Origin of the sequence: Pseudomonas sp. QS1027, from assembly GCF_002814235.1 — a bacterium.
Lineage (GTDB): Bacteria > Pseudomonadota > Gammaproteobacteria > Pseudomonadales > Pseudomonadaceae > Aquipseudomonas.
In genome coordinates this window covers 103,709-117,535 of sequence record NZ_PHSU01000016.1, presented here as the reverse complement: position 1 = coordinate 117,535, position 13,827 = coordinate 103,709, and the positions used below count along the sequence as shown (strand labels likewise).

General features: G+C 63.0%; 12 protein-coding genes. 3 read left to right on the top strand and 9 right to left on the bottom strand.

Features of this window, described 5'->3' with window-relative positions:
• Nucleotides 1-50: 50 nt before the first annotated feature.
• The 5 genes from lnt to miaB all read right to left on the bottom strand — a co-directional run bounded on the left by lnt (nucleotide 51) and on the right by miaB (nucleotide 5,311).
• On the bottom strand, nucleotides 51-1,574 hold the full coding sequence (lnt, locus tag CWE01_RS16050; RefSeq protein ID WP_100941515.1) for an apolipoprotein N-acyltransferase: 1,524 nt from the start codon (nucleotides 1,572-1,574) through the stop codon (nucleotides 51-53).
• An 8-nt stretch (nucleotides 1,575-1,582) separates the two neighbouring features.
• Nucleotides 1,583-2,422: an HlyC/CorC family transporter gene (locus CWE01_RS16045; RefSeq protein ID WP_100941514.1), complete on the bottom strand. Its 840-nt coding sequence runs from the start codon at nucleotides 2,420-2,422 to the stop codon at nucleotides 1,583-1,585.
• A gap of 34 nt (nucleotides 2,423-2,456) precedes the next feature.
• Nucleotides 2,457-2,915, bottom strand: a complete 459-nt coding sequence (gene ybeY / locus CWE01_RS16040) for an rRNA maturation RNase YbeY (protein WP_100941513.1) — start codon at nucleotides 2,913-2,915, stop codon at nucleotides 2,457-2,459.
• Complete coding sequence (locus CWE01_RS16035) at nucleotides 2,908-3,909, bottom strand: PhoH family protein (protein WP_100941512.1); 1,002 nt, start codon at nucleotides 3,907-3,909, stop codon at nucleotides 2,908-2,910. Before CWE01_RS16035 ends, ybeY begins: the two co-directional genes overlap by 8 nt.
• Before the next feature lie 73 nt (nucleotides 3,910-3,982).
• Complete coding sequence (gene miaB / locus CWE01_RS16030) at nucleotides 3,983-5,311, bottom strand: tRNA (N6-isopentenyl adenosine(37)-C2)-methylthiotransferase MiaB (protein ID WP_100941511.1); 1,329 nt, start codon at nucleotides 5,309-5,311, stop codon at nucleotides 3,983-3,985.
• Nucleotides 5,312-5,444: 133 nt separating this feature from the next.
• Here miaB and CWE01_RS16025 point away from each other — a divergent pair, with 133 nt between their 5' ends.
• A complete protein-coding gene (locus CWE01_RS16025) occupies nucleotides 5,445-5,771 on the top strand; it encodes a DUF1820 family protein (protein WP_064052965.1) in 327 nt (108 codons plus the stop codon).
• 91 nt (nucleotides 5,772-5,862) lie between these two features.
• Here CWE01_RS16025 and CWE01_RS16020 read toward each other — a convergent pair whose 3' ends face one another.
• From CWE01_RS16020 to CWE01_RS16005, 4 genes are all read right to left on the bottom strand, one after another.
• Nucleotides 5,863-6,411, bottom strand: a complete 549-nt coding sequence (locus CWE01_RS16020) for a tetratricopeptide repeat protein (protein WP_100941510.1) — start codon at nucleotides 6,409-6,411, stop codon at nucleotides 5,863-5,865.
• Between the two features lie 225 nt (nucleotides 6,412-6,636).
• The gene (gene hemL / locus CWE01_RS16015) at nucleotides 6,637-7,920 is read right to left on the bottom strand and encodes a glutamate-1-semialdehyde 2,1-aminomutase (RefSeq protein ID WP_100941509.1); all 1,284 of its coding nucleotides are present in this window, start codon (nucleotides 7,918-7,920) and stop codon (nucleotides 6,637-6,639) included.
• Nucleotides 7,921-7,937: 17 nt separating this feature from the next.
• Nucleotides 7,938-8,561, bottom strand: a complete 624-nt coding sequence (gene thiE, locus CWE01_RS16010; RefSeq protein ID WP_100941508.1) for a thiamine phosphate synthase — start codon at nucleotides 8,559-8,561, stop codon at nucleotides 7,938-7,940.
• Nucleotides 8,562-8,597: 36 nt separating this feature from the next.
• Nucleotides 8,598-9,395 (bottom strand): hydroxymethylpyrimidine/phosphomethylpyrimidine kinase, encoded by a 798-nt coding sequence (locus CWE01_RS16005; RefSeq protein ID WP_100941507.1) that lies wholly within the window; start codon nucleotides 9,393-9,395, stop codon nucleotides 8,598-8,600.
• Nucleotides 9,396-9,681: 286 nt separating this feature from the next.
• On the opposite strand from CWE01_RS16005, the gene CWE01_RS16000 reads away from it, so the two are divergent.
• Both CWE01_RS16000 and CWE01_RS15995 read left to right on the top strand, forming a co-directional pair.
• Entirely contained in the window at nucleotides 9,682-12,066 is a 2,385-nt protein-coding gene (locus CWE01_RS16000; protein ID WP_100941506.1) for a hybrid sensor histidine kinase/response regulator, read from the top strand.
• Nucleotides 12,067-12,156: 90 nt separating this feature from the next.
• Nucleotides 12,157-13,806 (top strand): acyl-CoA dehydrogenase family protein, encoded by a 1,650-nt coding sequence (locus CWE01_RS15995; RefSeq protein WP_100941505.1) that lies wholly within the window; start codon nucleotides 12,157-12,159, stop codon nucleotides 13,804-13,806.
• Nucleotides 13,807-13,827 lie beyond the last annotated feature (21 nt).

Below are 13,827 nucleotides of genomic sequence, written 5' to 3'. Positions count from 1 at the left end.
CTCATCGCCAGCAAGCCGGCTCCTACAGGGGGATACGGTGTTTGGTGGGCTCAGACCGTCTTGGCAATACGGCTGGCCAGCAAGGCCCAGCCGAACAGCAAGCCACACAGGATGATCAGCGGCCACGAACGCCAGTGCAGGTAAGGCGTCAGTTCGTGCATCGGTACCACTTCGCCATACAGGATGCCCTGTTCGAACTGTGGGATCCGCGTGGTGATCTCGCCGAAGGGGTTGATCAAGCCGGTGACGCCGTTGTTGGTCGCCCGAATCATCCAGCGTCCGGCTTCCAGTGCACGCATCTGGGCCATCTGCAGATGCTGCAAGGGGCCGATCGAGGTGCCGAACCAGGTGTCGTTGCTGATGGTCAGCAGCAGGTCGCTGCGCGCCGAGAGGCTGGCGGCGAACTCCGGGTAGACCACTTCGTAGCAGATGAACGGGGCGATCTGGTAACCCTTGGCTTGCAGCAACGGCTGGTCAGCCGGGCCACGGGCGAAGTCGGACATCGGCAGGTTGAAGAAGTCGATCAGCCCGCGCAGCAGTTCCTGCAGTGGTACGTATTCACCAAACGGCACCAGCTTCTGCTTCAGGTAGGTGCCATCGCCTTCGCCGGTCACGGTGATGCCGTTGTAATAGCGCTTCTCGTTGTTCACCACCTGGCGGATCGGTACACCGGTGATCAGCGCCGAATGCCGGTCCGCGGCAAAGCGGCCCATCATCGCCAGGTAACCCTCGGCGGACTCCTTCAGCACCGGCACGGCGGTTTCCGGCCAGACCAGCAGGTCCACGCGCTTGGAGCGGAAGCTCAGGTCGCGGTACAGCGCCAATTGGGCATCGACCTGCGCAGGGTCCCACTTCATGCTCTGTTCGATATTGCCCTGGACCGCCGCCACCGTCAGCGGCTCGCCCGCCGGGCTGGTCCAGGCGTGATGCTTGAGCGCGATACCCGCCACCCAGGGACCGACCAGCAGCACTGCGCCCGCTGCGATAAAGCCCTTGCGTCCGGCCTTGAGCACGCGGCGGGCGTTGTACAGCAGGGCGGCGGTCAGGGCCAGGGTGAAGGAGATCAGCCAGATCCCGCCCAGCGGTGCCAGGCCCGCCAGCGGGCCGTCGAGCTGGCTGTAGCCGGAATAAAGCCAGGGGAAGCCGGTCAGGAACCAGCCGCGAAAGGCTTCCTGGCCCACCCACAAGGCAGCAAAGGCCAATGCATCGGCCAGCGGTGCTTCGTTGCGGCGTATCCAGCGCGCCCAGAGCCAGGCAGGCAGGGCAAAGAACCAGGCAATGGCCGCCGTGAACGCGAGCATCAGGAAGCCTGCCAGCAGCACAGAAGCATCGCCGTAGGTATGAATGCTCACATAGATCCAGCTGGTACCGGCGCCGAACAGGCCGAAGCCGAAGCACCAGCCGCGCCACAGCGCCTGGCGCGGCGACAGCTCGCGCAGGCCGGCATAGAACACACCCACCGCCAGCAACGCCAGGGGCCAGATATCGTACGGCGCCAGGGCCAGGGTAGTCAGTGCGCCGGCCACCACGGCCAGCAGATTACCGGGCCAGCCGGGGCGGGTTAAGCGCAGCATGTCAATCCTTAGCGGCTAATGGGGGTCAGGCGGATCAGGTGGATGCGACGGCTGTCGGCATTCAGGATGCGGAAACGATACGCGCCGATTTCGGTGATTTCATTACGCTTGGGCAGGTGCCCGAACGCACTCATCACCAGGCCGCCAACGGTGTCGAACTCATCATCGGAGAATTCGCTGTCGAAGAACTCGTTGAAGTTCTCGATCGGCGTCAGTGCCTTGATCAGGAAGTCGCCGCTGGGCAGGGGCTTGATGTAGCTGTCTTCCTCGACATCGTGCTCGTCCTCGATATCGCCGACGATCTGTTCCAGCACGTCCTCGATGGTCACCAGGCCAGCCACACCGCCGTATTCGTCGATGACGATGGCCATGTGATTATGGTTGGCGCGGAACTCGCGCAACAGCACGTTGAGGCGCTTGGACTCGGGGACGAAGGTTGCCGGACGCAGCAGGTCCTTGATGTTGAAGCTGTCGCCGTTTTCCTGCAGCACCAGCGGCAACAGGTCCTTGGCCAGCAACACACCCATGACATCGTCATGGCTTTCGCCGATCACCGGGTAGCGCGAGTGCGCGGCGTTGATGACCGCCGGGAGGAATTCACGGGGAGTCTGGGTCGCCTTGATGCTGATCATCTGCGAGCGCGGGACCATGATGTCCCGGACCTGCAGGTCAGCGACCTGGATGGCGCCTTCGACGATGGCCAGCGCTTCGCTGTCCAGCAATTTGTTCTGGTGGGCTTCGCGCAGCAGCTCCAGCAGCTCCTGGCGGTTTTTCGGCTCATGGGCAAAAGCCTGGGTCAGTTTACCCAGCCAGGACTTCTGCCCGTTGCTCGATCGATCTTCGCTCATAGCGATTTACTCGTATCCCTTGGTGGTGGAGTGATCAGTGTTCGTCATCGATATAGGGGTCGGGATGACCCAATTCGGCAAGCAACGTTCGTTCCAGTGCTTCCATTTCCTCGGCTTCCTCGTCATCTATATGGTCGTAGCCCAATAGATGCAGGCAGCCGTGAATGACCAGATGGGCCCAATGGGCCTCCAGTGCCTTGCCTTGTTCGCTGGCTTCGCGTGTCACCACGGGAATGCAGATCACCAGGTCGCCCAGCAGCGGGATATCCAGCAATTCGTCCGGCACGTCGGCGGGAAAGGACAGCACGTTGGTCGCGTAGTCCTTGTGCCGCCAGGTGTGGTTGAGTTCGCGGCCCTCAGGTTCATCCACCAGGCGGATGGTCAGCTCGGAGTCGGCCGTGCGCTGGCGCAGGGCCAGTTCGCACCAGCGGCGAAACTCGGCGTCGGTCGGGGCGGGAGCGTCAGAGGCCCGTTGCAGATCAAGCTCAAGCATCGCGGCGGGCACCCTGGGTGTCTGCGTCGGCGCTGTTTTCAAAGCGCTCGTAGGCTTCGACAATCCTTTGCACCAACGGGTGGCGGACCACGTCCTTGGGCATGAAATGGGTGAAGCTGATGCCCGGCACGTCCTTGAGGACCTTGATCACGTGGGCCAGCCCGGATTTCGTGCCCTTGGGCAGGTCGACCTGGGTGATGTCGCCGGTGATCACCGCCGTCGAGCCGAAGCCGATGCGGGTCAGGAACATTTTCATCTGTTCGACGGTGGTGTTCTGGCTTTCGTCGAGGATGATAAAGCTGTTGTTCAGGGTCCGACCGCGCATGTAGGCCAGCGGCGCGACCTCGATGACCTGGCGTTCGATCAGCTTGGCCACGTATTCGAAGCCGAGCATTTCATACAGGGCGTCGTAGAGCGGGCGCAGGTACGGGTCGATCTTCTGGGCCAGGTCGCCGGGCAGGAAACCGAGCTTTTCACCGGCTTCGACCGCCGGGCGCACCAGCAGGATGCGGCGTATCTGCTCGCGCTCCAGGGCATCCACGGCGCAGGCCACGGCGAGGTAGGTCTTGCCGGTACCGGCCGGGCCTATCCCGAAGTTGATGTCGTTGCCGAGGATTTCCTTCACGTAGAGCTGCTGATTCAGGCCGCGAGGGCGAATCATGCCTTTCTTGGTGCGCAGGGCCACGCTGGCTTCGGCCACCGGGTTGTTGCGCAGGTCGTCGTCGCCCGATTCCTGCAGGAACAGGTGGACCATGTCCGGCGACAGCTCGGTACCCTTGGTTTCCCGGTACAGGCGGCGCAGCAGGTTTTCCGCGGAGGAGGTGAGCTTGGGTTCGCCGATCAGTTCGAACTGATTGCCGCGATTGCGGATCTCGATGGCCAGGCGTTGTTCGATCAAGCGCAAATGCTCGTCGAACTGCCCGCACAGATTGGCGAAGCGGCGAGCCTCGAAAGGCTCGAGGATGAAACGATGAGGTTCGATGGGTGCGTTCAAGGTCGTTTTTAGCCGCCCGACGGCAATTGAGATGAAATCAAGGATAACGCTAGCAGCCCGGGGGTGAAAGCTCTCATTGCAGCATCGAGCCGCGCAGCGAATGGGGTTGTGCCGCATCGATGTGCACGTCGATAAACTGCCCGATCTGCTGGGGATTGTCGCAGCGGAAGTTGACGATACGGTTATTCTCGGTGCGGCCCTGCAATTCTCCAGGGTCTTTCTTCGAATAATCGGTCACCAGGATGCGCTGGATCGTACCGACCATTTGTCGGCTGATCTCGAATCCCTGCTGGTTCAGGCGATGTTGCAGGGCGTTGAGGCGCTCTTTCTTCACCGCTTCCGAGGTTTCGTCCGGTAAATCCGCCGCAGGCGTGCCGGGACGCTGGCTGTAGACGAAGGAATAGGAGAAGTCGAAACCGACGTCTTCGATCAGCTTCATGGTCTGCTGGAAGTCTTTCTCGGTTTCGCCGGGGAAGCCGACGATAAAGTCCGAGCTGATGCAGATGCCCGGCACGGCGGCGCGCAATTTGCGCAGCTTGGACTTGTATTCCAGTGCCGTGTGGTTGCGTTTCATCGCCGAAAGGATCCGGTCCGAGCCCGATTGCACCGGCAGGTGCAGGTGTTTGACCAGCTGCGGAACCTCGGCGTGGGCCTGGATCAGGCTGTCGGAGAACTCCAGCGGGTGCGAGGTGGTGTAACGGATTCGCTCGATGCCGTCGACGGCGGCGACCACGCGGATCAGTTCCGCCAGGTCCGCCAGGCGGCCGTCATGGGTGGTGCCGCGATAGCCGTTGACGTTCTGCCCCAGCAGGGTCACTTCGCGTACGCCGTGTTCGGCCAGGTGGAGGATCTCGGCGATCACGTCGTCGAACGGCCGGCTGACTTCTTCGCCACGGGTGTAGGGCACCACGCAGAAGGTGCAGTACTTGCTGCAGCCTTCCATCACCGAGACATAGGCACTTGGACCGTCGATGCGTGGTTCGGGCAGGTGGTCGAACTTTTCGATTTCCGGGAACGACACGTCCACCTGGGGCAGTTTGGTCAGGCGCGCGGCGTCGATCATTTCCGGCAGGCGGTGCAGGGTCTGCGGGCCGAAGACCACGTCGACATAGGGGGCGCGGTCGCGAATGGCGGCGCCTTCCTGGCTGGCGACGCAGCCGCCGACGGCGATCACCATCTCCGGATTCGCCAGTTTCAGTTCGCGCCAGCGGCCCAACTGGGAGTAGACCCGGTCCTGGGCGCGCTCGCGGATCGAGCAGGTGTTGAGCAGGATGACGTCCGCGTCTTCAGCGCGGGCGGTGACTTCCAGGGCCTGGTGTTCGCCCAGCAGGTCGACCATGCGCGAGCTGTCGTACTCGTTCATCTGGCAACCGTGGGTTTCGATGTAAAGCTTCTTGGCCATGGAGTTTCATCAGGTGGTTCAAAGAACCGCGCATTATAGTGGTCATCGCGCTTGCTTCCTAGCGCTGTGCGTTCGGCGGCTATGCTATAGTTCGCGCCCTCTTTTTTATCCCCCGATGTGTTGCCCGCCCACCATGACCAAACGTGAAGCCCCCATCTACAAGGTGATTTTCCTCAACCAGGGCCAGGTGTTCGAAATGTACGCCAAGCAGATCTATCAGAGCGATCTGTGGGGCTTCCTGGAAGTCGAAGAATTTGTCTTTGGCGAGCGCACGCAACTGGTGGTCGATCCCGGCGAGGAAAAGCTCAAGGCCCAGTTCGAAGGCGTGGTGCGCAGTTTTGTGCCGATGCACTCGATCGTGCGCATCGACGAGGTCGAGCGCCTGGGCACGCCGAAGATCAGCGAGGCGCGCGGCACGAGCAATGTGATGCCATTCCCGATGCCGATGCCCGACAAATAAAAAGCGCGAAGTCCCTTCAAGTAGGAGCCGGCTTGCTGGCGATGAACGATAACGCGATTCAGCAGATGTAATGTCTGCTCAAGCGATGGCTTCAGGGCAGCGGCGAAAACGGTGTACGCCCGTCAGCCGTCTGCAATTCCAGCAGGTATTTGCGGAAGATCTGCCCCAGCACCTGGGTTGCCATCTCCAACTGGTCGCGGGGCATCTGCGCTGCGACCTCATCCGCCGTGTCCAGTGCCTCCTCGGCACCGTTGACCGCCGCCATCTTCAGCACGATATAGGCCTGGACGTTATTGGCCGGCACGCCTTCGCCCTTGTAGAACATGGTGCCGAGCTGGAACTGCGCCTGGGCGTGACCCTGCAGGGACGCCTGTTCGAAATGACTCAGGGCCTTGTTGAGGTCGTGTTGCGGATTTTTCTCGTCGTGATAGAACGCGCCCAACTCGTATTGCGCTTGCGCATCGCCGCCCTTTGCCGCTTCTTCGCAGGCGGCCAGGGCCTCGGCGAGGTCCTGTGGCTGGGAGTTGAGGGTGCAACGGCCCATCGCCGGGATCAACAACGAGTTACCGCCTGCATATGCCAGCAGCGGCTGAAGGAGCAACAGGCAGCCCAATGCAAGGGCGCGGCCGGTGCGGTTCATGGGAATCGACGTACCTCTGAAGGGCGGGCGGACCCGGCCAGGGGATGACTATGGCGCGCATTATGAAATAAGCGGGGGCCACCTTACAAAGTCTTTACTCGTTTTTCTGCTGCACGGGCGCTATATGGCCTTGTTTTGCAAGTATCTGCACAGAGGACGGTAGGAAACAGGGGAAGTTTAGGCGGGAAAACCGACGTCGGCTGAAACCGACGTCGGGGACATCGGTTACTTCAGTGCGGCAAAAGCTTTTTCAGCGGCATCCAAAGTCAGCTTCAACTCGGCTTCGCCATGGGCGATGGAGGTGAAGCCGGCTTCGAAGGCGCTTGGCGCCAGGTACACGCCGCCCTCGAGCATCAGGTGGAAGAAGCGTTTGAAGCGCTCGGCGTCGCTGGACATCACGTCATCGAAGGTGACGATGTCGTCGGCACTGCTGAAGTACAGGCCGAACATGCCGCCGGCCTGGGTGGTCACGAACGGGATGCCCGCCGCATCGGCGCGTTCCTGCAGGCCTTGGAGCAGGCGGCTGGTGTAGTCGCTCAGCTCGGCGTGGAAGCCCGGGCGGCTGATCAGGCGCAGGGTGGTCAGGCCAGCGGCCATGGCCAGCGGGTTGCCGGACAGGGTTCCGGCCTGGTAGACCGGGCCCAGCGGAGCGATGCAGGACATGATCTCGCGCTTGCCGCCGAAGCAGCCCACCGGCATGCCGCCGCCAATGATCTTGCCGAAGGTGCTCAGGTCCGGCTTGACGCCGTAGTGGGCCTGGGCGCCGCCGAGGGCAACGCGGAAACCGGTCATCACTTCGTCGAAGATCAGCACCACGCCGTGCTGGTCGCACAGGGTCCGCAGGCCTTCGAGGAAACCCGGTGCCGGTGGCACGCAGTTCATGTTGCCGGCCACGGGCTCGACGATGATGCAGGCCACTTGCTGGCCGACTTCGCCGAGCATCTTGGCGACGGCGTCGATGTCGTTGAACGGCAGGGTCAGGGTGTGTTTGGCGAAGTCCGCCGGTACACCGGCCGAGCTCGGTACACCCTGGGTCAGGGCGCCGGAGCCGGCCTTGACCAGCAGGCTGTCGGAGTGGCCGTGGTAGCAGCCTTCGAACTTGATGATGCTGTCGCGGCCGGTGAAACCACGGGCCAGGCGAATGGCGCTCATGGTCGCTTCGGTGCCGGAGCTGACCATGCGGACCATTTCCATCGACGGCACGATCGAGCAGACCAGGTCGGCCATCTCGGTTTCCATGGCGGTCGGCGCGCCGTAGGACAAGCCGTGTTCCAGCTGCTTGCGCACGGCGTCGAGCACATCCGGGTGGCTGTGGCCGAGGATCATCGGGCCCCAGGAGCCGACGTAGTCGACATAACGCTTGTCGTCTTCGTCGGTGACGTAGGCGCCTTCGGCGTGCTTGAAGAACAGCGGGGTGCCGCCGACGCTCTTGAACGCGCGAACCGGCGAGTTGACGCCGCCGGGGATGTGTTTCTGGGCACTGGCAAACAGGGTTTCGGAACGAGACATGGGCAGGCTCTCAGGAGTCATGAAGTAAAGAGGGCATTGAAGGCTTGGGCGCGGCGGGTCACTTCCCGGGTGCTGTCGGCACCGAACAGGCCATGGATCACGGCCAGCAGGTCGGCACCGTGGGCCACCAGCGGGGCGGCGTTGTCCAGGGTGATGCCGCCGATCACCGCGATCGGCAGTTGCAGCCGCGGGCGCGCGCGTTCCAGCAACGCCACGTCGGCGGCCGGTGCGCCGGGCTTGGTGTTGGAGTTGAAGAAGCGCCCGAAGGCGACATAACTGGCACCTTCCCGGGCCGCCTGTTCGGCGAGCTCAAGCTGCGCGTGGCAGGTGGAGCCGATAATGGCCCGGCTGCCGAGCAGCGCGCGGGCCGGGGTCAGCGGGCCGTCGGTTTGCCCCAGGTGCACGCCAACCCCCAGCCGCGCCGCCAGTTCGGCGTCGTCGTTGATGATCAGGCGGGTCTTGTAGCGTTCGCAGAGCACCCGCAGGGCCTCGGCCTCCCGCAGGCGGCGGGCCTCGTCGGTGCTTTTGTCGCGGTACTGCAGCAAGGTCACGCCGCCATCCAGCGCCGCCTCGACATAAGACAGGAACTTGCCGGCCAGCAACTGGCTATCGGTGATGGCATACAGGCCGCGTAGTTTCATCGGGTCAGCCTCGGGGGTATTGGGTAGCGCTGAAAGTTACGAGCAGAAATCCAGGGGCAGGCGTCGGGGTACGAACTGGCCTTTGCCCAGTTGCTCGGCGTCGCGCAGGGTCCGCCAGGTGTAGTTCAACGCGGTCTGCACGGCACTGACCAGGCCTTCGCCCAGGGCCAGGCGTCCGGCGAGGGTGCTCGCCAGGGTGCAGCCGGAGCCGTGATAACTGCCGGGCAGGCGCTGGCACTTGAAGGTCTGGCGGGTGCCGTCGCGGCTGTACAGGCGGTTGTGGATTTCGTCTTCTTCGCCATGTCCGCCGGTGATCAGCAGGTGTTGGCAGAACGGCAGGAGTTTTTCCGCGCATTCGTCGGCGCTGCCCTCGGGCAATTCGGCGAGGATGCGGGCTTCCGGGAGGTTGGGGGTGGCAATGGTCGCCAGTGGCAGCAGGCGTTCGCGCATGGCGTAGCCGACTTCGTCCTTGCCCAGGCGTCCGCCGCCGCCGGCGCGCAGCACCGGGTCGCAGACCAGCGGCAGGTGCGGGTGCGCCAGGAGCAGTTCGACCACGGTGTCGACCATTTCCAGGGAGCCGAGCATGCCCAGCTTGACGGCCGCCACGGTCGAATCGTTGAGCACGGCATTGGCCTGGGCCAACACCCACTCACGGTCGAGCACGCGGAAGTCGCTGACGTTGACCGTGTCTTGCACGGTCAGCGCGGTCACCGCGGGAGCGGCATGGCAACCCTGGGCGAGCAGGGCTTCGATATCTGCCTGGAGGCCGGCACCACCACTGGGATCGTGGCCGGAGAGACAGAGGACAACGGGACGGGAGCTGTAGGTATTCATGGAGCGCGAGCTTACCACCAAACGCTTTTTTCGGGATCGTCCGCCCGGCGTTGAATTTGCACGCTGAAGGTTTTCTCGGAGCGGCCGATAACCACTCGTCATCTGGCGCAGTTTTCTGCTGGGACGCCCGTTCTAGAGCCTTTGGATAAAATATTTCAATGGTGTGTTTTAGCCATCAGTGGCTATGCTAAAGTGGATCCAAACGAATAACAGGTCATGATGTTTCACGTCGTCTCAAAGGGAAGGGGGGCTCCTGACGCGACTTGATTGGCCATGCTGGGGCTGTATGCGCTATTTGCTGCTGATTTTGTTGAGCTGGCTGCCGCTTTTGGCGAGCGCGGTCGAGTTTGATGAGTCCACTCAGAGCCTGCCTCTGGGCCGGGTCATGCAGGTCCTTGAAGACGCGAGCGGCCAGGCCGATATCGCGCAAGTGGCTTCGCCTGCCATGGCCGCCCGGTTTCATCAGCACGACAAGGCATCGCTGAATGCCGGCTACACGCTGTCGGCGTTCTGGCTCAAGGTCGACCTGACCTACACCCCCAAAGACCCCAACGTCTCGCGCATCTGGTTGCTGGAGTTGGCCTACCCGCCGATGAAACACATCGAGCTCTATGTGCCGGATGCCAAGGGTGGCTACCGCCTGGCCCAGCGCACCGGCAATGAGCTGCCATTCGCCAGCCGTCCGATCAAGCAGAACAACTACCTGTTCGAGCTGGCGTTCGCCCCCAACGAAAGCAAGACCGTCTACCTGCGACTGCAAACCGAAGGTTCGATGCAGGCGCCGCTGACCCTCTGGTCGATGCAGGCCTACCTCGAAGAGCAGCCGGTGCGCCTCTATGTGTTGGGGCTGATTTATGGCGTGCTGCTGGGGATGCTGGTCTACAACCTGTTCATCTACCTCAGCGTGCGTGACACCAGCTACCTCTATTACATCTTCTACATTGCCTCGTTCGGCTTCTACCAACTTTCGGTCAATGGTGCCGCGTCGCAGTATTTCTGGCCGAACAATCCCTGGTGGGCCAACGCCTCGACGCCTTTCTTCATCGGCCTGGCGGGCTTCTTCGGCTGTCAGTTCACCCGCAGCTTCCTGCACACCGCCAACCACAGTCGCTGGCTGGACCGGTTGTTGTTGCTGTTGATGGCCTACAGCGCGGTGGTCACGGCGATGTCGCTGATGACCGGCTATGCCCTGGCCTTGCGCTTGGCGACTGTCCTCGCCCTGGCGTTCACCGTGACCATTTTCGTCGCCGGGATCAGCGCCTGGTATCGCGGCTTGCGGGTGGCGCGTTACTTCATCATCGCCTGGTCGGCGTTCCTGATCGGCGGCCTGGTCAATACGCTGATGGTGCTGGGCTACCTGCCGAACGTGTTCCTGACCATGTACGCCAGCCAGATCGGCTCGGCCCTGGAGGTCGGCCTGTTGTCCCTGGCCCTGGCCGACCGGATCAATACCATGCGCGAGCAGCAGGCGCAGACCTTGCTCGAGTCCGGGCAGAAGCTGGAAGGGCTGAACCGCGAGCTGGCCAACAGTAACCGGCTCAAGGACGAATTCCTCGCCACCGTCACCCATGAGCTGCGCACGCCGATGAATGGTGTGATCGGCTCTCTGGAACTGATGCAGACCCTGGAACTGGACTCGGAGCTGGCGCAATACCAGCAGACGGCGGCCGGTTCCGCCCGGGACATGATGCGCATGGTCAATGGCATCCTGACCCTGACCGAGTTGCAGGCCGGCCGGCTCAAGGTCACGACGCAGTCGTTCGGCCTGCGGCGCCTGCTGGATGGCCTGCAGGAGCAGTTCGCCGGTCGTGTCCAGGGCAAGGGCCTGCATTTCGCCATTGAAGTGGACGACAACGTGCCGGACAGTCTCCATGGCGATGCGCAGAAAATCCTGCAGTGCCTGGAGTGCCTGGTGGACAACGCCATCAAGTTCACCCGCGAAGGCGGCCTGGTGCTGCGGGTGCACGGCCAGCAAGTGGCGGAGCAGCAATGGGCCCTGTCGTTTGCGGTGATCGACAGCGGCATCGGCTTTATCGACCTTGATGAAGCCACGCTCTATCAGCGTTTCTTCCAGCTCGATGGCTCGATGACTCGCGAGTATGGCGGCCTGGGGATTGGCCTGGCGATCTGTCGGCAATTGATCGACTTGCTCGGCGGTCACCTCACCCATCAGTCGGAACCGGGCATGGGCAGCCGCTTCCAGCTTGACGTCGAGGTCGAGGCGCTGATCCCGCGGGCGTTGCGATCCTCGATGTTGTCGGCGACGCGTTATCCCTACGACTGCACCCTGTTGCTGGTGGATGACAACAACGTCAGCCAACTGGTGGTGCGCGGCATGTTGCTCAAGCTGGGATATCGGGTGTTCACCGCGGTTGATGCCCGGGCCGCGCTCGATGTCCTGCACGGTCAGACCGTGGATGGGCTGTTGCTCGATTGCCCGGCGCAGCCGGCGGACGAGGTATTGCTCTGCCGGCAGTTGCGGGCGATGCCCGGTGGTGCCGACCTGCTGATCCTGGCTCTGGTCAGCTCGACCGAGGCCGGCGAGCGTGAGCGTTGCCTGGCGGCCGGTGTCACGGACACCTTGTCCAAGCCGGTGCGTTTCGATGAGTTGAAGCACCTGCTGGCCCGTCGTCTGTTGACCCCTGTGCAGGGTGAAAGCGCCGGTACTTAGGCGCTTATGTCACTTTTTTCGCGGCGACACGCGTGATTCACTGGGTTCCCTGGCCTTTCTCTGCGAAGCCACTTCTCAAAGGAGCCCGACATGAACCTCCATCAATACGCCGAAACCCACGAGGTCACCAACCAGCCGCCGTCGCTGGATGGGACCAATCTCTATCGCATCGACCTGCCGCTGCAGGAGTGGGCGCGGCGCTTTGGCGCCGGTTGGGCCGAGTCGCGGATCGAGGCCTATGGCGCCCTGGCCGGCGGGCCGCTGATGGAGGCGGGGTTTCTCGCCAACCAGAACAAGCCGGTGTTTGTCAGCCATGACCGTTATGGCCATCGCCAGGACCTGGTGGAGTTCCACCCGGCCTATCACGAACTGATGCGCACCGCCGTCGAACACGGCCTGCCGTCGTTGCCCTGGACCGATCCGCAGGACGGCGCCCATGTCGCCCGCGCCGCCATGACCTACCTGCACAGCCAGGCCGAGGCCGGCACCGGTTGCCCGCTGACCATGACCTTCGCCTGTGTACCGGCCTTGCGCCTGCAAGCGGATATCGCCGGGCAATGGTTGCCGAGCATCCTCAGTACCCAATACGACCCGCGCAATATCGGCATCGCCCACAAGGCCGGTGCAACCATCGGCATGGCCATGACCGAGAAGCAGGGCGGCACCGATGTGCGCGCCAACACCACCCGGGCCTATCCCGTCGGCGCTGGCGGCCCGGGGCAGCCTTACGAGCTGGTGGGGCACAAATGGTTCTGCTCGGCGCCGATGTGCGATGCCTTCCTGACCCTGGCGCAGACCGACAAGGGCCTGACCTGTTTCCTGCTGCCGCGCCACCGTCCGGATGACAGTCGCAACCAGTTCTATATCCAGCGTTTGAAAAACAAGCTGGGCAACTGCTCCAACGCGTCGAGCGAAGTGGAGTTCCGCGGTGCCCTGGCCTGGATGATCGGCGAGGAAGGGCGCGGTGTGCCGACCATTATCGAGATGGTGGCGATGACCCGTTTCGATTGCATGGTCGGTTCCAGTGCCTTGATGCGCCAGGCGCTGACCCAGGCCAGCCATCATTGTGCCCATCGGTTGGTCGGCGGCCGTGTGCTCAGCGAGCAGCCGCTGATGCAGAACGTGCTGGCCGACCTGGCGCTGGAAAGCGAGGCGGCGCTGGCCTTGAGCCTGCGCATGGGCCGGGCGCTGGATCGCCTGGGGAATGAGCATGAGGCGAAGTTCGCCCGGCTGGTCACGGCGGTGGGCAAATACTGGATCTGCAAGCGTGCCCCGGCGATGATCAATGAGGCCGCCGAATGCATGGGCGGCGCCGGGTATGTGGAGGACAGCATCCTGCCCCGGCTGTACCGCGAAGCACCGGTCAACTCGACCTGGGAAGGTTCGGGGAACGTGCAGTGCCTGGATGTGCTGCGTTCGCTGTCCAAGGAACCCGGTGTGCTGGAGGTGCTGTTCAGCGAACTGGGTGACGGCCATGGCGACAAGCGCCTGGCCCGGCATATCGAGCAGTTGAAGCTGGCGTTTACCGACACCCACGATATCCAGTACCGCGCCCGGCAACTGACCGAGGACATCGCCCTGGCGTTGCAGGCCAAGTTGCTGCTGGAGGCGGGTAATGCGGAGGTCAGTGACGGCTTTATCGCCAGTCGGTTGGAGGCCGGGGGGCGGGTCTACGGCACCTTGCCCCGTGGGGTGAATGTCGAGGCCATTGTTGCTCGTTCGACGCCCCAGGGTTTCTGATGGCCTGGCATTGAACGATAA